Consider the following 19,127-nt stretch of genomic DNA (forward strand, 5'->3'; position numbering starts at 1 on the left):
GCCGACCAGCGCCGTCGCCGCGCGACGCCGGCCCACGCCGCGCTGGCGGACATCAGGCGCGCACGCCACCGCGGCGCTTCAACGCATAGCCGATGCCCAGGATCAGGAACCAGACCGGGCTGGCCAGCAACGCCTGCCGGGTGTCGGCCTGCAGGGTCAGCAGCGCCAGCACGAAGGCGAAGAACGCCAGGCACACGTAGCACATGAGCACGCCGCCTGGCATCTTGAACGCCGAGGCCGCGTGCAGCTGCGGGCGCTTGCGCCGGTAGGCGATGTACGCGCACAGGATCAGCGACCAGACGAACATGAACAGCACCGCGGCCAGCGTGGTGACCAGGGTGAAGGCGGTGACCAGGTTCGGGATCAGGTACACCAGCAGCGTGCCGCCGAGCAGGCAGGCGCAGGAGAACAGCAGGCCGCGCGCCGGCACCGCCGCGCGCGACAGCCGGGCGAAGCCGCGCGGCGCGTGCCGCTCTTCGGCCAGGCCGTACAGCATGCGGCTGGTGGAGAAGATGCCGCTGTTGGCCGACGAAGTCGCCGAGGTCAGCACCACGAAATTGATCAGGCTGGCCGCGGCCGGCACCCCGGCCAGCACGAACAGCTCCACGAACGGGCTCTTGCCCGGCACCACCTCGCGCCACGGCGTCACCGCCATGATCGCCACCAGCGCCAGCACGTAGAACACCAGGATCCGCACCGGGATCGAGTTGATCGCCTTGGGCAGGTTGCGGCGCGGGTCGGCGGTCTCGGCGGCGGTGGTGCCGACCAGTTCGATGCCGACGAAGGCGAACACCGCGATCTGGAAGCCGGCGAAGAAACCGCCGATGCCCATCGGGAACATGCCGCCGTCGTTCCACAGGTTGGCCAGCGAGGCCACATGCCCCGACGGCGACTGGAAGCCCCAGGCCACCAGCCCGGCGCCGGTGAGGATCAGCGCGCAGATGGCCACGATCTTGATCAGCGCGAACCAGAATTCCATTTCGCCGAACAGCTTCACCGTCACCAGGTTCAGGCTCAGCAGCAACAGCACGCACAGCATCGCCGGGATCCACGGCGCCAGGCCGGGGAACCAGAACTGCGCATAGGCGGCGATCGCGATCACGTCGGCGATGGCGGTGATGATCCAGCAGAACCAGTAGGTCCAGCCGCAGAAGAACCCGGCCCAGGGCCCGAGCAGGTCGGTGGAGAAGTCGATGAACGACTTGTACTCCAGGTTCGACAGCAGCAGTTCGCCCATCGCGCGCATCACGAAGAACAGCATCACACCGATGATCAGGTACACGAACAGGATCGACGGTCCGGCCAGGCTGATGGTCTTGCCCGAGCCCATGAACAGGCCGGTGCCGATGGCGCCGCCGATCGCGATCAGCTGCAGGTGGCGGTTGGACAGGCTGCGCTTGAGGTGGTCGGGCTGGGCGGACGGTTCGGACATGGGCGCGGCCATCGGCGGGGGAGAATCCGACAACATAGTTGACCCGGCCGACGTCCGCCAGTAGCGGCGCGGTGACTGGCTGCGCACAGCGGCAACCGCGGCGGGACGCGGCCATGCCGCGCGCAACGCCCCGCCGCGGCAGCCCCGATCAGGCCGGCGTGGCGCCCTGGCCCAGCGCCACGAAACTGAAGTCGCGATCGGATTGCGCACCGTTGCCGTCGCCGGTCTTGATCAGCACCTGCCGCGCGTCGATGCGGATGATGACCGCGTTGTCGCGGGTGTCGCCGTCGCCGCCGTAGATCTGGGTGATGGCGGCGCCACCCAGGGTCTCGAACGCCGGCTGGAACGACAGCAGATAGTGTCCGGTGCCGGTCCGCGCCACCGAGAAGCCGCTGCCGTTGCGGATCTGGCCATTGCCGGCCACCACGCCGGCCACCACGCGGCCCGACGGCCCCTGGCCGAAGCCGATCGCCTCGCCCGCCAATTCGTTGATCATGAAGAATCTCCAGGTTCGATGGAAGAAAGGAACCGGCGCCGTGCGCCATGCCGTGCCTCGTCCGTGAGAGGCCAGCATCGGCACGGCGCGGATGGCACGCCATCGGAGATTTGCTGATCGCGCGCGGCCTGCGCACTGAGGCGCACGGCGGACAGCCGCAGCGGAGCGAACGCCAGCGCAGGCCGCGCTTGGCGCCGGCGGCTCACACGATCTTGGTGCGCCGCCACCACTGCGTGACTTTTTCCTCGCGCACCAGGGTGAACAGCCCGGCGCCCAGGATCAAGGCGATGCCCACCGCCATCGGCCAGTCCAGATGGTCGTGGAACAGCCAGTAGCCGAAGCCGATCGCCCACAGCATCTGGCTGTACTGGGTCGGCGCCACCGCGCTGACCGGCGCCAGCCGCGACGCGTACATCAGGAAGATCGCCGCCAGCCCGGCGAGCAGCCCATAGCCGGCCAGCAGCACCCATTGCTGCCAGGTCGGCCACACGAAGGTCGGCAGCATCAGCAACGCGCCCATCAGCAGCGGGCCGAGCACGCCGGCGCCGTACAGGGTCAGGCGCTTCTCGCCCGGCCCGGCCATGCGCAGGCTGATCACCGACACCGCCCCGACCAGGCCGCAGACGATGGCCGCCACATGGCCCTCGCCCAGGTGGCGGAAGCCCGGGCGCAACACGATCAGCACGCCGAGGAAGCCGACGATCACCGCCAGCCAGCGCCGCCAGCGCACCTCCTCCTTGAGCAGCAGCACCGACAGCACGGTGACGAAGATCGGCATCAGGAAGATCAGCGCGAACGCCTCGGCCATCGGCAACAGGGTGAAGGCGGTGACCGCGGAAAGATTGCCGACCGCCCCGGTGAACGCGCGCAGCAGCCAGATGCTGGGGCGCTGCGCCACCACCACCTCGCGCCAGCGGTCGCCGCGCTTCTTCAGGAACGGCAGCGCGGCGAGCATCAGCAAGGCGCCGAAGAACACCACCTCGTAGGCCGGCAGCGTGCCCTCCAGGCCCTTCACGAACGCATCGCTGATCGAATAGGCGGCATAGCAGGCGAAACCGAGCAGCACACCTTTGAGCATCGCGGATCCTGGCCACCGGCGCGGCGAGGCGTCGGCCATTGGAGGGGGGAGGAGCGCATCATGATGCGTCGCCGCCGCCACCGCCACCATCGCCGCGCGCGCCGGCGCGGGCCTGCGGCAGCGCACGACTTCGCCGCGAGGCTCGGATACGATGCCCTCCCCGCTCCGACGACCTGGCCTTGCGCAATGCGCGCTGGCACATCGCCTCTCCCGACATGACACCTTATTCCGGCCCCCTGCTGACCCGCCCGCTCGCCGACGCGCTGCTTGCCGCCCATGCCGGCGGCGCCGCCACCTGGTCCGGATCGCTGGATCTGCAGCGCAGCGAGGGGCAGGCGCTGCTCGCCGCGGACCGCTGGCAATGGCGCGGGCAGGCGTATCCGTATCCGTCCAGGCTCAAGGACCGCACGATCTACTGGTGGGACGGCGAGGAGTTCGCGCCGGTGTCGCGCTTCGGCGGCGCGCTGATCAAGCTGGTGCCGACCGAATGGGGCGCGCCGACCTTCGAGATCGACGGCATCAAGATGCTGCCCAGCGCGCAGCTGTCGCCGTTCGAGGATGCGCGGCGCAAGGTGGCGCTGATCGAACCGCGCGGCAAGCGGGTGCTCGACACCTGCGGCGGGCTGGGCTATTTCGCCGCCTGCGCGCTGGAGGCCGGCGTGGCGCAGCTGCATTCGTTCGAGAAGAACGCCGACGTGCTGTGGCTGCGCACGCTCAACCCGTGGTCGCCGGATCCGGCCGCCAGCGACGGACGCCTGCAGCTGGCGCATGCCGACGTCGCCCAGGCCATCGCCGCCATCGCCAGCGATTCGGTGGATGCGTTGCTGCACGACCCGCCGCGCTTCGGCATCGCCGGCGAACTGTATTCGCAGGTGTTCTACGACCAGCTGGCGCGGGTCCTGCGCCGCGGCGGGCGCCTGTTCCATTACACCGGCAGCCCGAACAAGTTGACCAGCGGCCGCGACGTGCCGCGCGAGGTGGCCAAGCGCCTGGAGAAGGCCGGCTTCCGCGCGGACCTGGCGCTGGACGGGGTGTTGGCGACGCGCCGCTAGTCCATCTCGATTCGGTTGCAGGTCCTTGCAGGAGCGGCGCCGGGTCGCCTCTGACCATCGGTGCGGCACGCGCAACGGTCGGTCTGACGACATCGAAAAAAGCGTCGTGGCTGAAGCCCCTCCCAAGGTGCATGCAATCCCCCCTTCCCGACCTGCTGCACGCCCATGCAGGAGCGGCTTCAGCCGCGACAGACCGCCCATCGCGACCGATGAACCGAAGCCATCCGCAGTCGCGTCCGCACTACGCTGGGAAAAAGCCGCAACGCGCGCCCTACACCGAAGCGGCAATATGCTCGCGCAACCAGCGATGCGCCGGATCGCGGTGCACGCGCTCGTGCCAGAGCATGACCATCTCGTAACCCGCCACCGCCAGCGGCGGCGCGCAGACCCGCAAGCCCGGGTGCTGGCGCACCAACCGTTCCGGCAGCATCGCCACCAGATCGGTGCGCACCAGCGCGTCGATGACGAACAGGAAATGCGGCACCGACAGCACCACCCGGCGCTGCAGCCCGCGCTCGCGCAAGGCCTGGTCGGTGGCGCCGCTGAAACCGCCGCCGTCCGGCGACACGATCACGTGCTCGAGCTTGCAGAACTGCGCCAGCGTCGGCCGCCGCTGCAGGCGCGGATGTCCGGCGCGGCCGGCCAGCACGTAGCGTTCGGCGAACAGGGTGCGTTGGCGCAGGTTGGGCGGCGCGCCGTCGCGGGTGTGCAGGGCCAGGTCGATCTCGCCCTGCTCGGCCTGGCGCGCGATCTGCGGCGGCGACATCCCCAGCACCGCCAGCCGCGTGCCTGGCGCCGCGCGGCGCAGCGCCGCCAGCGCCGGCAACAGGATGGTCGATTCGCCGTAGTCGGTCGCGGCCACGCGCCAGCTGTGACCGGCCTGCGCGGGATCGAACGGCGCATCCGCGGCCACCGCGCGCTGCAGCGCCTCCAGCGCCTGCCGCAGCGGCGCGCGCAAGGCCTCGGCACGCGCGGTCGGACGCATGCCGCGCGGCCCGGGCAGCAGCAGCGGGTCGTCCAGCGCCTCGCGCAGCTTGGCCAGGTGCACGCTGACCGAGGGCTGCGACAGATGCAGGCGCTCGGCGGCGCGGGTCACGTTGTGCTCGGCGAGCAGCGCGTCCAGGGTCAGCAGCAGGTTCAGGTCCAGGCGTCCGAAATTAAGCATGACAATAGCTGGAATTCCCGTAATTCATTTCCACTATAGCGAGCCGTGGCCTACCTTGCCCATCTCCTCCTTCCCCGAGCCCGCCCATGAACGTCCTGCTGGTCCATGCCCATCCCGAACCGATGTCGCTCAACGGCGCACTCAAGGAGTTCGCCGTGCAGCGCCTGCAGGGCGCCGGGCACCAGGTGCAGGTGTCGGACCTGTATGCGATGCAATGGAAACCGGCGCTCGATGCGCAGGACAGCCTGGACGGCGCCGCCGGCGATCGCTTCGATCCGTCGCTGGACTCCAAGCGCGCCTTCGCCAGCGGCCGCCAGAGCGCGGACATCGCCGCCGAGCAGGACAAGCTGCGCTGGGCCGACGCGGTGCTGCTGCAGTTCCCGCTGTGGTGGTTCTCGCTGCCCGCGATCCTGAAAGGCTGGGTGGACCGCGTCTATGCCTACGGCTTCGCCTACGGCGTCGGCGAACATTCCGATGCGCGCTGGGGCGACCGCTACGGCGAGGGCAGCATGGCCGGCAAGCGCGCGATGCTGATCGTCACCACCGGCGGCTGGGAGTCGCATTACGCGCCGCGCGGCATCAACGGCCCGATCGACGACATGCTGTTCCCGATCCAGCACGGCATCCTGCACTACCCTGGCTTCGACGTGCTGCCGCCGTTCGTGGTCTATCGCAGCAGCCGCATGGACGCAGCGCGGTTCGCGCAGACCCGCGATGCGCTCGGCCAGCGCCTGGACACCCTGTGGAGCGCGGCGCCGATCGCGTTCCGCAAGCAGAACGGCGGCGACTACGCGATCCCGGACTTGACGCTGCGGCCGGACATCGCACCGGACCGGAGCGGATTCGCGGCGCATGTGCGGGTGCCCGGCGAGGACGCAACGCCGCGCTAGCCACAGCCGATTCCGAAGCGCCTGTAGGATGGCGCCTGCGACGAAGAAGTCGCGCCTGCCATCGGAACCATGCAGCACGCGACCCGCTCGACGCTCGCCCGCCTCCTCGCGCTGTGCGCCACCGCGCTGCTGGGCGCATGTGCCACGCAGGCGCCGCGCGCGCCGGAACGTACCCCGACCGAGATCAAGGCCGACATCGCGCGGCGCATCCCGGCGACGATCCCCGACCGCAGCGGCTGGGCCAACGACGTCTATGTCGCCCTGTCCTCGCAGGACGTGGCCAGCAGCCCCGACAACATCTGCGCGGTGCTGGCGGTGATCGAACAGGAGTCCACCTACCAGGCCAATCCGCCGGTGCCCGGCCTGGGCAGGATTTCGCGCGCCGAACTCGGCCGCCGCGCGGCCGCGCTGCATGTTCCGGCGTTCATGCTCGACGCGGCGCTGGCATTGGATTCGCCGAACGGCCGCAGCTACGGCGAGCGCATCGCCAGCGCGCGCACCGAGCAGGAACTGAGCGGCATCTTCGAGGACTTCGCCGGCAGCGTGCCGCTGGGCCAGCGCCTGTTCGGCGGGCTGAACCCGGTGCATACCGGCGGGCCGATGCAGGTGAGCATCGCCTTCGCCGAAGCGCATACCGATGGGTATCCGTATCCGCTGCAGGACACGGTGCGCCACGAGGTGTTCAGCCGCCGCGGCGGCGTGTGGTTCGGCACCCGCCACCTGCTCGGCTACCCGAGCGACTACGACGCCCTGCTGTACCGCTTCGCCGACTTCAACGCCGGCTGGTACGCCAGCCGCAACGCGGCGTTCCAGGCCGCACTGGCGAAGGCCAGCGGCACCACCCTGGCGCTGGACGGCGACCTGCTGATCCCCGGCAGCGACATCGACCGACCCGGCGCCACCGAGCGCGCCGCGCGCAGCCTGGGCACGCGCCTGGCGCTGGACGACAAGGAGATCCGCCGCGCCCTGCAGCGCGGCAACGCCGCCGACTTCGGCGACACCGCGCTCTACCGCAAGGTCTTCGCGCTGGCCGAGCGCAGCGCCGGCAAGCCGCTGCCGCGCGCGATCCTGCCCGGCATCACCCTGGAAAGCCCGAAGATCACCCGCACCCTCACCACCGCCTGGTTCGCGCAGCGCGTCGCCGAGCGCTGGCGCCGTTGCATGGGCAGGTGACGCAGCAGACAGGTCGAACGGCCGGCGCGCTACTTCGGCTTGTCCAGCACCAGGAACACCCACGCGATGGCCGCGGCCAGCAGCAGCAACAGGACGGTGAACGCCCCGTCCCATGCCATCCAGAACCAGTAGCGCCTGGGATCGACCTCCAGCAGATACACCTGCGGCGAACCGACACGGGACCCGCTCGTGTACACGCCGCTCAGCAACGCCTTCGCCAGCAGGTAGAGCTTCAACAACGCGCTCGCCGCCGCCAGCGCGACCACCAGCAGCGACACCGGCCAGCGCAAGCGGCCGGCCAGCCGGCGGCCGAACCCGGGTGGGGATTCGCGTGTGTGTTGCCGTCGCCGCCGCTTGCCCATCGCCATCCATCGCCTGCGCTACCGCCTGCATTCTAGAGCTGCGGCGGAACGTGGCGAGCGCGCGGCAACGGTGCCGGCGCTATACTTGCGGCGCATCGGCTCGGACTGCCGCCATTGCACACATCAAGGATGATCGCGCCGGCCTCGCCCCGGCATGCCGCATGCGTCGATTCCCTTGTCCTTTCGCTACCGCGCCGGTCGCCCGGCCGGTACTTCGTTCGCACCAAGGAAATCCACTTGAAGAATCTCGTCACCCTCGTCCTGCTGGCACTGTGCGCGACCGCGCTGTCCGCCTGCGATCCCACCACCGGCAAAAAGAACATGTCGCCGGAGGACTACCTGACTTACAACGTCTCGGCCTGGAACGGCATCACCTCGGTGACCGAGCCGTGGATCGGCGGCGAGCGCGGCGAGCGGCTGCTGTCCGATGCGAGCGAGCTGAAGTCGATGCAGCCGCACCGCAACGCGCTGGACAATCCGCGCAAGCAGATCGCCAGCTCCAACAGGGGCTACGAAGGTTTCGGCATTCCCGAAGACGCGCAGGACATGGACGTCAAGCTGAAGTCCTACTACAAGAATACCGACACGGTGCTGGCGACGCTGCAGGAGATCGCCGCGCTGCCCGACGGCTACACCGAGGCCCAGGTGCAGCCGCTGCTGGAGCGGCTGAACACCGAATCGGACGCCCTCGACAAGGACGCGACGGCGCTGGACGCCGCGCAGAATGCCTACGCCAAGAAGCACCGCATCCATCTGGTGACCAACGGCTGAGCGGCGGCGGCAATGGACAAGAAAAAAGCGGCCCCTGGGCCGCTTTTTTCTTGCCTCGCGCCGCGCACCAGGATCGGGCGGCTCGCACGTGGCCCGGCTGCGCCTATCGCCGCGCGCGCTGCTGCGGCAGGCCGAGCAGGCCGATGCGGCGGAACCACATCTCCAGCGGCACCGTGACCAGCGGCGGCAGCGCCGCCAACAGGCTCAACAGCCACGCCCACCACGGCCAGCGCAGCCGAACCGCGGCGATCACGCTGGCGACCAGGTAGACCAGGAACGCCACCCCGTGCAGGCGGCCGAACAGCCACACGCCCAGTTCGGTGGTCTGGGTGCCGTACTTGAGCAGCATGCCGAGCAGCAGGCCGGCCCAGGTCAGGCCCTCGAGGAAGGCGGCGGCGGCGAACAGCCGGCCGACAGGCGACATCGGATGGGAAGGCACAGGCAACTCCAGTGGGAAGAAAGACGCCGCGACGCGATGGCGGCGGCGACGCCCGCTGGCGCCGCCATTCTACAGATCCGGCGCCGGCGGTCGGCGCCTGGCCGCGACGAACCGCCGCGCCATGCCTTCAATCGTCGCCGAGCAGCGTCTCCAGCATGCGCTGCGGCTGCTCCAGGAATGCGCGGGTGAGCCGGTAGTGTTCGGTGTCGCGGTACTCCACGCGCTGCAAGCCGTCCTCGCCGATCTGCAGGATGTCGGCATGCGGGTACGCCATCAGGATCGGCGAATGCGTGGCGATCACGAACTGCGAGCGCTGCTGCACCAGTTCGTGCAGGCGCGTCAGCATCGCCATCTGCCGCGACGGCGACAATGCCGCTTCCGGCTCGTCGAGCACGTAGAACCCGTTGCCGCCGAAGCGGTGCAGCATCAGCGCGAAGAACGACTCGCCGTGCGACTGCGCGTGCAGCGACACGCCGCCGTAGCTGTCGATGACGGGAGCGCCGAACGATGGCGTCCCATCCAGGCGCTCGATCTCGCTGGCCACGTTGTAGAAACTCTCCGCACGCAGGAAGAACCCATCGCGCGCGCGGCGGCCGCTGCGGCCCAGGCGCAAGGCCTCGTGCAGGTTCGAGTGCGAGGCCAGCGTGCTGAAGTTGAAATTCCGGGTCCCGCCCTCGGCATTGAAACCCCAGGCCACCGCGATCGCTTCCAGCAGGGTCGACTTGCCGCTGCCGTTCTCGCCGACGATGAAGGTCACCTTGGGATGGAAGCGCAGCACGCCCAGGTTGCGCACCGCCGGCAGCGAATACGGCCAGGCCTGCATCGAGGCCACCCGGTCCTGCTTCAGCGTGACATCCATCAGATAGTGCTCGGCATCGATCGCGCGCACGGGTTCCCTCCCGGCCGGCGGGAGGCCGGCGCCACGGCGCCAAGTCTTGCCGCGCCGCGCGCGATGCGCAAGACACCTGCGCGCGAGTCGTACACGCACACAGCGGCGAACGCGCACCGGGCGGATCGTCGGCGTAACGGCGACCGCCCTGCTCAGCTGCGACTCCGGCCCGCGACCGCGCCGAACCGGGCGTTCGGGCCGCACCGCATCAGCCGCGCACCGTAACCGCGCTCAGCGACGATCGTCCAGCACCGCCACGTCCTCCGGCGCCAGCTGCACCACGTCGCTGGCGGCACCCGCCGCCAGCAGCGAACGCATCGGCGCAGGCAGGCGCACCTGCTGCGGATCGGTGCCGTGGTTGATCAGCACCAGCACGCGGCGGCGGCCGTCGCTGCGCACACCGACCTCCACGTCCTGCGGCACGTCCGCCAGTGGCGCGCGCACCTGCGCGGCGCTCAACCAATCGCTGGTGAGGCGATCGAGCGTGGCGTCGTCGAGCCAGGCGCCGACATAGCTGATGCGGCCCTTGCCTACACGCCGGGTCAGCACCGCCGGCTCGCCATCCAGCCAGCCATTGGCCTGGCCGTAGCGCAGCGGCACCTCGGTCTGCGCCGTGCGCGCCTGCAGTTGCTCGGCCCAGATCTTCGCGGTTCCGTCGCCGCCGGCGCCGGCGACCGGGATCGGCTTGTCCAGCGCATAGAACTGCTGCACGCGGCCGCCCAGCAGCTCGCCCAGCGGACCGGGCTGGCGCTGCGGCTGCAGGCCGTTGTCGGCGTTCTTCATCGCGCTGCGTGGGCCCAGGACCAGGTGCCCGCCGTGTTCGACATAGGCCTGCAGCCGCTGCGCCTGCGCGTCGCTGAGCACGTTGAGCGACGGCGCCACCACCAGCCTGTAGCCGTCCAGCGGCGCCAGCGCCGAGACCAGGTCGACCACCTGCGCCTGCTGCCGCAGCGGCCGGTAGAACGACTTCATCTGCGCGACCGGATCGAAATCGGCCGAATGCTTCTGGAAACCCAGCGCCCAGCGGCTGTCGAAGTCGTTGATCAGCGCCACCTCCGCGTGCGGCGTGGTGCCGGCCAGCGCCGCGCCGGCCCTGGCGAATTCCGCGCCGACCTGCTGGATCTCCGCATACACCGGCACCGGCTCGCCATCGGCACCGACCAGGGTGCCGTGGTACTCCTCCTGCCCGTTAGGCGCCGCGCGCCATTGCCAGTACGCGACCGCATCGGCACCGTGCGCGACCGCCTGCCACGCCATCGCCCGCACCTGGCCCTTGCGCAGCGCCACGTTGGTCGCGCGCCAGTTGACGAAGCCCGGCTGGGTCTCCATCACCCAGTAGTTGCGCTGCTTGTAGCCACGGGTAAGGTCGTGGCGCGCCGCATTGTCCACCCAGTCGTAGCGCTCGCCGGCGACATAGTCGTCCCAGGCGGCGATGTCGAGAACGGAATGCACCTTGTATGCATCGAAGCCGGCAAACCAGCCCATGGTGTTGGTGGTGATGAACTGGCGCGGGTCGGCGTGCGGGCGGATCGCCTCGATCTGGTTGCGCGAATAGTCCGTCCAGGTGTCGCTGACGAAGCGCTTCCACTCCAGCAGCAGGGCCGGGTTCTGCCCGTCCTCGTGCACCGGGATCTGCGCGAAGTCGTTGTAGGTCTGGCTCCAGTACGCGGTCGCCCAGCGCCGGTTCAGTTCCTCGATGCTGCCGTACTTGCGCTGCAGCCAGGCGTGGAACTGCGCCTTGGCCTCCGGATCGAACGAGGCCTGCGCATATTCGTTGTCCAGCTGCCAGCCGACCACGTGCGGATTGCGGCCGTAGCGCTGCGCCATCTGCTCGGCGATGGCATGGGCGAAACGGCGGTAGCGCGCGCTGGCGAAGGAGAACTGCTGGCGGTTGCCGTGCTCGTCGCGCACGCCGTCCTCGCCGACGCGCAGCGTGTCCGGATACGCCTGGGTCAACCACGCCGGCGGCGCCGCGGTCGGCGTGCCCAGCACCACCACCATGCGGTGCCGTGCCGCCGCGGCGATGGCGCGGTCCATCCACGCGAAGTCGTACTGGCCCTCGCGCGGCTCCATGCGGCTCCAGGCGAACTCGCCGATCCGCACCACCCGCACGTGCGCCGCCTCCATCAGCGCAAGGTCGTGTTCCCACTGCGCCTCCGGCCATTGCTCCGGATACCAGGCCACGCCCAGCAGCAACGGCGCGGCATCGGCATAGCGCGTGGCCTGCGCGCGGGCATCGGGCAATGCCGTCGCCATTGCGAACAGCGTACCGAACAACAGCGCGATCGCGCGCTGCGGGAACCAGGAAGGCGATGGCATAGGCGGACTCTCGATGGAAGGAGCGGCGGCCGGTGACCCCCGTCGCCGCCAGCGGCCATTGTGCACGCATGCGCCGTGCGCGCACTTGCGCAACTTGCCGAACCTGGATGCGCAACTGCGCACAAAACGGGCGATGCCACGGTGACGCGCACAGGATTGCGCAGCGCAGCGCCAGCCGCCGTGCAAAGCGCTGGCACACGCATGCTCGCATGCGATGCCCCATCGATCGGCACGCGCGGCGCTCGACCTGCGCAACGGCGGCGGCATCTTCGATCGGCATGCACGTGTCCTGGGACAAGTCGGCGACTGTCCTGCCCCTTCGCGAATGCAATCCCTGCCTCCCTGCGCGGTGCATCTCAGTTGCCGCAGTTGGCGCATGCACCGATTGTCTATGTCATGGCGACGGCGTAGCGTCGCGCCCTGCCACAAACCCCTGTTGCATTCCCCCGGAGACAACCATGAGAACACCAAGGATCCTGGCGACGCTGCTGGCGATGGCCACGGCCGTCCTGTCCACCGCGCCCGCCTCGGCGCAGAACGTCACCGTCAATCCGAACGAGACCTACCAGACCATCCAGGGATTCGGCGGCATGAGCGGCGCCGGCTGGATCGCCGACCTCACCCCGGCCCAGGTCGATCTGGCCTTCGGCAGCGGCGACGGCCAGATCGGCCTGTCGATCATGCGCATGCGCATCGCCCCCTCCAGCGCCGATTGGAGCGTACAGGTCCCGGCCGCGGTGCGTGCGCGCTCGCATGGTGCGGTGTTGCTGGCCACACCGTGGTCGCCGCCGGCGTACATGAAATCGAACAATAACCTCAACAACGGCGGCAAGCTGCTGTCGCAGTATTACGGCGCCTACGCCAAGCACCTGCTGGACTTCTCCAACTACATGTCCGGCCAGGGCGCGCCGCTGTATGCGCTGTCCGTGCAGAACGAACCGGACTGGCACCCGGATTACGAGTCGGCGGAATGGAACGCCAGCGACTTCACCAATTTCCTCAGCGCCCAGGGCGCCGGCTTCGGCAGCCTGAAGGTGCTCGCTGCCGAATCGTTGAACTTCAATCCCAACCTGACCGACGCCTTGCTCAACAGCAGCGCCAGCCAGCACGTGGACATCATCGGCGGGCACCTGTACGGGGTGCAGCCGAAGGACTATCCGCTGGCGCGCAGCAAGGGCAAGCCGCTGTGGATGACCGAGCACTACACCGATAACACCGACGGCAACGCCTGGCCGTCCGCGCTGGGCGTGGCCAGCGAGCTGCACAAGAGCATGGCCGCCAACTACAGCGCCTACATCTGGTGGTACATCCGCCGCAGCTACGGCCTGATCACCGAAGGCGGCGCGGTCAGCAAGCGCGGCTACGCGATGGCGCAGTACGCGCGCTTCGTGCGCCCCGGCGCCAAGCGGATCGGCGCGACTGCCGCGCCGTACAGCGATGTCGCCGTCACCGCCTACAAGCGCGCCGACAACAAGATCGTGCTGGTCGCGGTCAACACCGGCACCCAGTACCGCGAACTGAAGGTCAGCCTGCCCAGCGGCAGCGCCGCCAGCTTCACCAAGTACAGCACCTCGGCCAGCGTCAATGTCGGCTACGGCGGCGCGTACCAGGTCAGCAACGGCCAGACCGCGTTCTATGTGGATCCGCAGAGCGTGGCGACGTTCGTCAGCAACTAGCCGCAGCCGCAACGCGACGAGCGGGACGCATCGCCAGCGGCGATGCGTCCCCACTGCGGGCGCTCAGTCCAGCGTGGCCAGGAACGCCAGCAGCGCGGCGTTGAACGCGTCGGCATGGCTGACGTTGCAGCCATGCGGCGCATCCGGCAACACCACCAGCGTGCTGCCGGCGATGGCGCGATGGGTGCGCTGCCCGGAGCCTTCGAACGGCACCGTCGCATCGGCGTCGCCATGCAGCACCAGCGTCGGCACATCGACCGCTGCCAGGTCCTGGCGGAAGTCGGTGGTGCCGAACGCCTTCATGCAACCGAGTGCGGCGGTCTGGTCGCTCTGCCGGCACAGCGCGATCGCGTCCTGCCGCTGCGCCTCGCTGACCTTCAGCTCGCCATTCGCGCTGAAGAACTGGCGGGTGAACTGGTCGAAGAACGCCTCGCGCGACGCGGTCAGTCCCTGCTCCATCTCCTGCGCCTTGTCCTTGCTCAGCGGACCCTCCGGGTTGTCGTCGGTCTTGAGCATGTACGGCGGCACCGCGGCGGCGAACACCACCCCGCCCAGGCGGGCGCTACCGTGCCTGGCCACATAGCGCGCCACCTCGCCACCGCCCATCGAGAAGCCCACCAGCACCGCGTCCTGCAGGTCCTTGTCCTCGAGCACGCCCGCCAGGTCGGCGGCCAGTGTGTCGTAGTCGTAGCCGTCGGACGGCTTGTCCGAACGGCCGAAGCCGCGGCGGTCGTAGGCCACCACGCGGTAGCCGGCATCCTGCAGCGGCCCGACCTGTGCCTGCCACGCCTCGGCCGACAACGGCCAACCGTGGATCAGGACCACCGGCCGGCCGCTACCGCCGGTGTCTTCAACGTGCAGGCGGACACGCGATTGTGCTGCAGTCATGGCATTGGCTCATGCGGGGAAGGAGTCGCAAGCTTCCCTGCCCGCATGTCCGGTACACGTGAGCGCGACGTTGCCAAGGCGTCAATTGCGCCACGCCGCCGCGATGTCAGCCGATGCGCTGCATCGCCCGGCCGAGTTGCTGGCATGCGCTCGTCGCCAGGCCGCGGAAACCTGAAGAGATTGCAGCGGCCTGCGCGACGCGCTCCCAGAACTCCAGCGCCATCACCGCCGCCGCGCGCCAGTCTTCGCGGTAGTCCGGTGTGGGCAAGGCCAGCGTGTAGTCGCGCTCGACCACCTCGCCGCTCGCCATAGGACGAAACGCCATCGGCAGCATGTCGTAGGCCGGAGCCAGCGCCAGCGGACGCGTATCGGCGAGCATCGCGCCCGCATTGCCCAGGTGCATGTCGTTGTTGCCGATCAGCGCGCCGAACCAGCCATACACGGCGAGCCGTCGCGCATCGTCGCGGTCGAGCCAGCCGTCGCGCTGCAATTGCCTGGAGAACGACCACCAGTCGATGCGGCCGTGCCCGTAATAGGCCGCATCCAATGCGGCCAGCGAAACGAAACCGCGCCGGCCGAGCTCCGGCGTGCGATCGAAGCGGGTGGATTGCAGGAACACGCGCTCGCCGGCCTCGACGATCTCGCTGTCGGCAGCAGCCATGCCGTGCGCGCGCAGCACCTGCCCGGCAAGCTGTTCGCAGCGCAGCAGGTCCGCCCACCGCTGTGCGGCAGGCGCGCCGGCGCGGTCGCTGAACTTGACGATGACCGACTGGAAGCGGCCGTCGTGCTGCAACGTCGCGACGAACTTGGGCTGCTCGCCGCCCGCCGAGGAACCGACGTCTTCGCCGCGCAAGGCGGCTTCGGCACGTTGCGGATACGCCTGCAGGCGCCGCGCCGGCGCGATGGTGTCGGCGGGTTGCAGCATCCCCTGCAGCGCGCGTTGCAGCGCCAGTTCGCCCAGGACCAGGTCGCCGGGCTGGTCGTCTCCGTGGCGCAGCAAGCCCAGCACGATGTCGTCGGGCTGCCAGCGCAGCAGGTCGGGCGAGGCGCCGATGTCCTCGGCCACACGGCGCGCAAAGGCACGCCCTAGGAACCCTTGCGGCCGCTGGTCGTCGAGAAACCAGGGCAAACCCGGGAAGACGCCACTGGCGAATTCGCCGTGCAGTAAGGCAGGACACGCGGCACGAGGCGCGAACAGGTAGCCGTCGCCGTGCAAGGCATGCAACTGGCCGAGCAACTCGGCCTGGCCTTGCGCGGTGATACGGAACAGCGGCCAGCGATTTCCGGAGCGCCCGACCTGGCGGCTGAGCGCGTAGCGGGTGGCGCGGGCCTTGCCGAGACGCACCACGCTGTCGCCCGCGGACAGCAACAGGCGCGACACCGTCGGCTGGCTGATCCCGAGCGCCGCGCCGATCTGGGCGGCGGTGCGTGCCCCCTGGCTGAGCAGCAGCGCGGTCAACTCGCGGAGGCGGGAGTCACTCATGGAGTGATTGAATAGAATTGTGAATAGATAGTCAAGCCACGTCCACTATCGATTCACTTGTGTATCAGTTACTTATCTTCGCCCCCCAAACGCAAATGGGAAAAATTTGAATAAATAAAGACTGGGATCCATGGCTGGTCGCTGGTGCCAGGGCGGGGTCCGCCGCAGCGGACCCCACCCTGGCACCAGCTAACAAGCAGTCCACCGGCAGACACGGCAGTGCGGATAGGCGGCAGCCGCCTCCCAAGGGAGGAGCGGGAATGCCACCGGGCGGAACGCTTAGGTGCAATAGCCGTGCAACGCCCGCTCGGCGGGTTCACCGCCGAGCGGGAACGCCAAGTCCCTTAGGCCCAGTTGTCGTTGTCCACGCCGCTGTCGTCCGCGAAGTCCTGATCGGCATCCTGCAACGGCGCGTCGTCGTAGTAGTTGTTGGTGACGTTCTCGACCACGGTGGGCTGCGGCGAGCCGCCGCCGAAGAGTCCGCCGTGGTGGCCGCCAAGCAGGCTCTCCACGCCTTCGAACAGGAACATGCCGCCGGCCACGCCCGCGGCCGTCGTGGCCGCGGTGCCGAGAAAGCTCGGACCGCGTGCGGCCGGCGCCGCGACCGGTGCCGGCGCTGGCTCGCTGGCGCCGCCGCCGAACAAGCGCTCGCGCCAGCCCGGCGCGGCCTGCGGCGCGGGCGCCGGCGGCAACGGCGGCGGTCCCGCGTTGAAACCCTGGCCCAGAAAGCTGGCGGCCGGCGACGGAGGCGGCGCGGCCTGCTGCAGCTGCGCGATCTGCGCCTTGGCACTCTCCAGCGCATGCTCGAGCAGCAATGCGCGCTGCACCAGCAGATAGGCCGCATCGGGCTGGCCAGCCAGGCGCTCGCGGATCAGCGCGTCCGCCTGCGGGTCCTTCGCCGCGCCGCCGGCACTGCGCACGCGGGCCAGGAAGTCTTCGAGGAGTTGTTGTTCTTGCGGGGTCATACCGAGTACCTGGAAAAGGTGACCGGCTCGATGCCGGCAGGCACAGCATGGGCACGGACACGCCGGCGCCAAGGGCGGCGCCGCGCCCTGGTGCGACGACATTCATCAAAGCCGCAGGATCGGACACCGGTGCGACGCCGCGACAGGCGCGATCCACCTCCATCCCGGCATGACTTCCGGCATTTTCCGCACCGGCGATTCGTGACTACATTTGTAGTCAAGCATTGGCTCGCCGGGGGAACGACGATGGATGGGCAAGGCATGCGCTGGATCCTGGCGCTGGCATGGGCGGCATCCGCACCGGCTTGGGGCGGCGAGCAATGGATCGTGGCCACGGACCTGTGGGGCAACCGCAGCTATCAGACGCTCGAGCTGGACGCGACCGGCACGCAATTGCAGGGGCGACTCGACGCCGACCCGGTTCGCGGCACGCGCCATGGCGATACGGTCGCCTTCGTGGCCACCTCCGCCGATGGCCGCGTCTACCGCTTCGACGGCCGCGTCGATGGCGACCGCATGCGCGGGCACAGCGACCAGCCCGATCCCAATGCCGCCGACGTGCGCGCCAGCCACGCGTTCGACGCCTGGCGCGTGCCGGCCCGCGCCACCGCCGCGCCGCACACGCACACCTTCGCGCCCAGCGACTACGCCAATACCTTCAGCGCCGATCGCGCGCCGGTGCTGGTGATCCGGCCGGGCGACACGGTGCGCACGCAGACGCTGGATTCCGGCGGCGTGGACGCGGGCGGCGTCACCCGCGCCTTGTTCGGCAATCCGCAGGTCGGGCCGTTCTTCGTCGCCGGCGCCGAGCCGGGCGATACGCTTGCGATCCATCTGATCGCGCTGCGGCTCAACCGCGACTCCGCCGACAGCCTCGACGGCCTGGTCGGGCGCCTGCAGACCCCGCGCGTGGCCGCGCAAGCCGCCGCGCTCGGCAAGCACGTGCGCTGGCGCCTGGACCGCGACGCCATGCTCGCGCATCCGCTCGACGCCGAAAGGCCGATGCAGCATTTCGCGATCCCGCTGCGGCCGATGCTCGGCGGCCTGGCGCTGGCGCCGGGCTTCGGCAGCGCCGCCCTGTCCACCGGCGATACCGGCGCCAGCGGCGGCAACATGGATTTCAACGCCGTGGTCGCGGGCAATACGGTGTACCTGCCGGTGCAGCAGCCCGGCGCCCTGCTCTATCTCGGCGACGGGCATGCCGTGCAGGGCGACGGCGAAACCACGCAATGGGCGCTGGAGACCTCGCTGGACGTGGAGTTCCGGGTCGAACTGCTCAAGCGCCGGTCGATCGCGATGCCGCGGGTGGAATCGCCTGAGCAGATCATCACGCTGGGCCAGGCCGGCTCCAGCGACGAAGCGCTGCGCGTGGCCACCTCGGGCATGCTGCACTGGCTGCAGCAGGACTACGGGCTTTCGCTGGCGCAGGCCACGCAGGTGCTGGGCGTGGCGGTGCGCTACCGGGTGGCCAACCTCGCCGGGCGCAGCATCGGTGTGGCCGCCAGCATCGACAAGTCGGTGCTGCGCACGCTGACTGCATCGCCGCCCTGATGCGACGGAGCCAACGCATCCGCGCCAGGCGCCGGCAGCCGCCGCAGTCCCTGTAGGAGCGACTTCAGTCGCGACCGGGCATCACCGGCAAGACCTATCGCAACCGATGACCCAAGACCAAACAGCGGCACCTGCACCTCCCGCATCGGACCTCATCCATCCCCTGCAACCGCCTGCGCACCTAGGCACCTACTCCTGCTCGGCAGCGTCCGCCGCATCATCGCCGCGCGGCTGCCGCACCGCCCACATGTTGTCGATCAGATTCGGATACGGTCGGCCGTTTTCCTCCGCACGCTGCTGCGCCGCGGCCTTCTGCGACGGCGACAACGGTTGCCCGCGCTGGCCGCGCGGCTTGGGTTTCTTCCAGGGCGGGGTCTTGGAGGCGCGCATGGGCATGGCCGCAGGCAAGGGAGGCGCACAGGGTGACGCGATGCGGTGCGCGAAAAAGTGAAGGACGCCAGCGCACCGATGCGCCCCGGCTGCCCCGACCTGCGAGAC

At 69.6% G+C, this 19,127-nt stretch carries 18 protein-coding genes; 6 read left to right on the forward strand and 12 right to left on the reverse strand.

Annotation, left to right across the window (positions count from 1 at the left end):
• Positions 1 to 52 precede the first annotated feature (52 nt).
• The 3 genes from cycA to AB3X10_RS20095 form a co-directional block, all read right to left on the reverse strand.
• Positions 53 to 1,432, reverse strand: coding sequence for a D-serine/D-alanine/glycine transporter (gene cycA, locus AB3X10_RS20085; protein ID WP_369977167.1), 1,380 nt, complete (start codon positions 1,430 to 1,432; stop codon positions 53 to 55).
• 148 nt (positions 1,433 to 1,580) lie between these two features.
• Positions 1,581 to 1,928, reverse strand: coding sequence for a hypothetical protein (locus tag AB3X10_RS20090; RefSeq protein WP_369977168.1), 348 nt, complete (start codon positions 1,926 to 1,928; stop codon positions 1,581 to 1,583).
• Positions 1,929 to 2,130: 202 nt separating this feature from the next.
• Positions 2,131 to 3,006 (reverse strand): DMT family transporter, encoded by an 876-nt coding sequence (locus AB3X10_RS20095; RefSeq protein ID WP_369977169.1) that lies wholly within the window; start codon positions 3,004 to 3,006, stop codon positions 2,131 to 2,133.
• A gap of 215 nt (positions 3,007 to 3,221) precedes the next feature.
• Between AB3X10_RS20095 and AB3X10_RS20100 the strand changes: the two genes are divergently transcribed.
• Positions 3,222 to 4,058: a class I SAM-dependent methyltransferase gene (locus tag AB3X10_RS20100; protein WP_369977170.1), complete on the forward strand. Its 837-nt coding sequence runs from the start codon at positions 3,222 to 3,224 to the stop codon at positions 4,056 to 4,058.
• A 271-nt stretch (positions 4,059 to 4,329) separates the two neighbouring features.
• On the opposite strand, the gene AB3X10_RS20105 is transcribed toward AB3X10_RS20100, so the two are convergent.
• Positions 4,330 to 5,223, reverse strand: coding sequence for a LysR family transcriptional regulator (locus AB3X10_RS20105; RefSeq protein WP_369977171.1), 894 nt, complete (start codon positions 5,221 to 5,223; stop codon positions 4,330 to 4,332).
• An 86-nt stretch (positions 5,224 to 5,309) separates the two neighbouring features.
• Here AB3X10_RS20105 and AB3X10_RS20110 point away from each other — a divergent pair, with 86 nt between their 5' ends.
• Together AB3X10_RS20110 and AB3X10_RS20115 are read left to right on the forward strand one after the other, a co-directional pair.
• Positions 5,310 to 6,113, forward strand: coding sequence for an NAD(P)H-dependent oxidoreductase (locus tag AB3X10_RS20110; protein WP_369977172.1), 804 nt, complete (start codon positions 5,310 to 5,312; stop codon positions 6,111 to 6,113).
• A gap of 69 nt (positions 6,114 to 6,182) precedes the next feature.
• Positions 6,183 to 7,286 (forward strand): DUF1615 domain-containing protein, encoded by a 1,104-nt coding sequence (locus AB3X10_RS20115; RefSeq protein ID WP_369977173.1) that lies wholly within the window; start codon positions 6,183 to 6,185, stop codon positions 7,284 to 7,286.
• A 29-nt stretch (positions 7,287 to 7,315) separates the two neighbouring features.
• On the opposite strand, the gene AB3X10_RS20120 is transcribed toward AB3X10_RS20115, so the two are convergent.
• Positions 7,316 to 7,654 (reverse strand): hypothetical protein, encoded by a 339-nt coding sequence (locus tag AB3X10_RS20120; RefSeq protein ID WP_369977174.1) that lies wholly within the window; start codon positions 7,652 to 7,654, stop codon positions 7,316 to 7,318.
• Positions 7,655 to 7,885: 231 nt separating this feature from the next.
• On the opposite strand from AB3X10_RS20120, the gene AB3X10_RS20125 reads away from it, so the two are divergent.
• Positions 7,886 to 8,419, forward strand: coding sequence for a hypothetical protein (locus tag AB3X10_RS20125; protein ID WP_369977175.1), 534 nt, complete (start codon positions 7,886 to 7,888; stop codon positions 8,417 to 8,419).
• 103 nt (positions 8,420 to 8,522) lie between these two features.
• On the opposite strand, the gene AB3X10_RS20130 is transcribed toward AB3X10_RS20125, so the two are convergent.
• From AB3X10_RS20130 to AB3X10_RS20140, 3 genes are all read right to left on the reverse strand, one after another.
• Positions 8,523 to 8,843 carry a DUF3817 domain-containing protein gene (locus AB3X10_RS20130; protein ID WP_369981913.1) on the reverse strand — a complete coding sequence of 107 codons (321 nt, stop codon included), beginning with the start codon at positions 8,841 to 8,843 and terminating at the stop codon, positions 8,523 to 8,525.
• 142 nt (positions 8,844 to 8,985) lie between these two features.
• Positions 8,986 to 9,747 (reverse strand): AAA family ATPase, encoded by a 762-nt coding sequence (locus AB3X10_RS20135; RefSeq protein ID WP_369977176.1) that lies wholly within the window; start codon positions 9,745 to 9,747, stop codon positions 8,986 to 8,988.
• Positions 9,748 to 9,978: 231 nt separating this feature from the next.
• Positions 9,979 to 12,066, reverse strand: coding sequence for a beta-galactosidase (locus AB3X10_RS20140; protein ID WP_369977177.1), 2,088 nt, complete (start codon positions 12,064 to 12,066; stop codon positions 9,979 to 9,981).
• A gap of 458 nt (positions 12,067 to 12,524) precedes the next feature.
• Between AB3X10_RS20140 and AB3X10_RS20145 the strand changes: the two genes are divergently transcribed.
• The gene (locus tag AB3X10_RS20145; RefSeq protein ID WP_369977178.1) at positions 12,525 to 13,742 is read left to right on the forward strand and encodes a glycoside hydrolase family 30 beta sandwich domain-containing protein; all 1,218 of its coding nucleotides are present in this window, start codon (positions 12,525 to 12,527) and stop codon (positions 13,740 to 13,742) included.
• Between the two features lie 63 nt (positions 13,743 to 13,805).
• Here the strand turns inward: AB3X10_RS20145 and AB3X10_RS20150 are convergent, their stop codons facing one another.
• The 3 genes from AB3X10_RS20150 to AB3X10_RS20160 form a co-directional block, all read right to left on the reverse strand.
• Positions 13,806 to 14,630: an alpha/beta fold hydrolase gene (locus tag AB3X10_RS20150; protein WP_369977179.1), complete on the reverse strand. Its 825-nt coding sequence runs from the start codon at positions 14,628 to 14,630 to the stop codon at positions 13,806 to 13,808.
• A 106-nt stretch (positions 14,631 to 14,736) separates the two neighbouring features.
• Positions 14,737 to 16,113: a type II toxin-antitoxin system HipA family toxin YjjJ gene (gene yjjJ / locus AB3X10_RS20155; RefSeq protein ID WP_369977180.1), complete on the reverse strand. Its 1,377-nt coding sequence runs from the start codon at positions 16,111 to 16,113 to the stop codon at positions 14,737 to 14,739.
• 344 nt (positions 16,114 to 16,457) lie between these two features.
• Positions 16,458 to 17,078, reverse strand: coding sequence for a DUF2076 family protein (locus AB3X10_RS20160; protein ID WP_369977181.1), 621 nt, complete (start codon positions 17,076 to 17,078; stop codon positions 16,458 to 16,460).
• A 261-nt stretch (positions 17,079 to 17,339) separates the two neighbouring features.
• On the opposite strand from AB3X10_RS20160, the gene AB3X10_RS20165 reads away from it, so the two are divergent.
• Complete coding sequence (locus AB3X10_RS20165) at positions 17,340 to 18,629, forward strand: acetamidase/formamidase family protein (RefSeq protein WP_369977182.1); 1,290 nt, start codon at positions 17,340 to 17,342, stop codon at positions 18,627 to 18,629.
• A gap of 189 nt (positions 18,630 to 18,818) precedes the next feature.
• Here the strand turns inward: AB3X10_RS20165 and AB3X10_RS20170 are convergent, their stop codons facing one another.
• Complete coding sequence (locus AB3X10_RS20170; RefSeq protein WP_369977183.1) at positions 18,819 to 19,019, reverse strand: hypothetical protein; 201 nt, start codon at positions 19,017 to 19,019, stop codon at positions 18,819 to 18,821.
• Positions 19,020 to 19,127: the final 108 nt, after the last annotated feature.

It is taken from the genome of Xanthomonas sp. DAR 80977 (assembly GCF_041240605.1).
Taxonomy (GTDB): domain Bacteria; phylum Pseudomonadota; class Gammaproteobacteria; order Xanthomonadales; family Xanthomonadaceae; genus Xanthomonas_A; species Xanthomonas_A bundabergensis.

Bases quoted from the DNA above. Each gene is read 5' to 3' on its own strand.
- AB3X10_RS20160 (WP_369977181.1), bottom strand. From the start codon at position 17,078: ATGACCCCGCAAGAACAACAACTCCTCGAAGACTTCCTGGCCCGCGTG.
- AB3X10_RS20145 (WP_369977178.1), top strand. From the start codon at position 12,525: ATGAGAACACCAAGGATCCTGGCGACGCTGCTGGCGATGGCCACGGCC.
- AB3X10_RS20140 (WP_369977177.1), bottom strand. From the start codon at position 12,066: ATGCCATCGCCTTCCTGGTTCCCGCAGCGCGCGATCGCGCTGTTGTTC.
- AB3X10_RS20115 (WP_369977173.1), top strand. From the start codon at position 6,183: ATGCAGCACGCGACCCGCTCGACGCTCGCCCGCCTCCTCGCGCTGTGC.
- AB3X10_RS20150 (WP_369977179.1), bottom strand. From the start codon at position 14,630: ATGACTGCAGCACAATCGCGTGTCCGCCTGCACGTTGAAGACACCGGC.
- AB3X10_RS20165 (WP_369977182.1), top strand. From the start codon at position 17,340: ATGCGCTGGATCCTGGCGCTGGCATGGGCGGCATCCGCACCGGCTTGG.
- cycA (WP_369977167.1), bottom strand. From the start codon at position 1,432: ATGTCCGAACCGTCCGCCCAGCCCGACCACCTCAAGCGCAGCCTGTCC.
- AB3X10_RS20170 (WP_369977183.1), bottom strand. From the start codon at position 19,019: ATGCGCGCCTCCAAGACCCCGCCCTGGAAGAAACCCAAGCCGCGCGGC.
- AB3X10_RS20130 (WP_369981913.1), bottom strand. From the start codon at position 8,843: ATGTCGCCTGTCGGCCGGCTGTTCGCCGCCGCCGCCTTCCTCGAGGGC.
- AB3X10_RS20110 (WP_369977172.1), top strand. From the start codon at position 5,310: ATGAACGTCCTGCTGGTCCATGCCCATCCCGAACCGATGTCGCTCAAC.
- yjjJ (WP_369977180.1), bottom strand. From the start codon at position 16,113: ATGAGTGACTCCCGCCTCCGCGAGTTGACCGCGCTGCTGCTCAGCCAG.
- AB3X10_RS20090 (WP_369977168.1), bottom strand. From the start codon at position 1,928: ATGATCAACGAATTGGCGGGCGAGGCGATCGGCTTCGGCCAGGGGCCG.
- AB3X10_RS20105 (WP_369977171.1), bottom strand. From the start codon at position 5,223: ATGCTTAATTTCGGACGCCTGGACCTGAACCTGCTGCTGACCCTGGAC.
- AB3X10_RS20120 (WP_369977174.1), bottom strand. From the start codon at position 7,654: ATGGCGATGGGCAAGCGGCGGCGACGGCAACACACACGCGAATCCCCA.
- AB3X10_RS20100 (WP_369977170.1), top strand. From the start codon at position 3,222: ATGACACCTTATTCCGGCCCCCTGCTGACCCGCCCGCTCGCCGACGCG.
- AB3X10_RS20095 (WP_369977169.1), bottom strand. From the start codon at position 3,006: ATGCTCAAAGGTGTGCTGCTCGGTTTCGCCTGCTATGCCGCCTATTCG.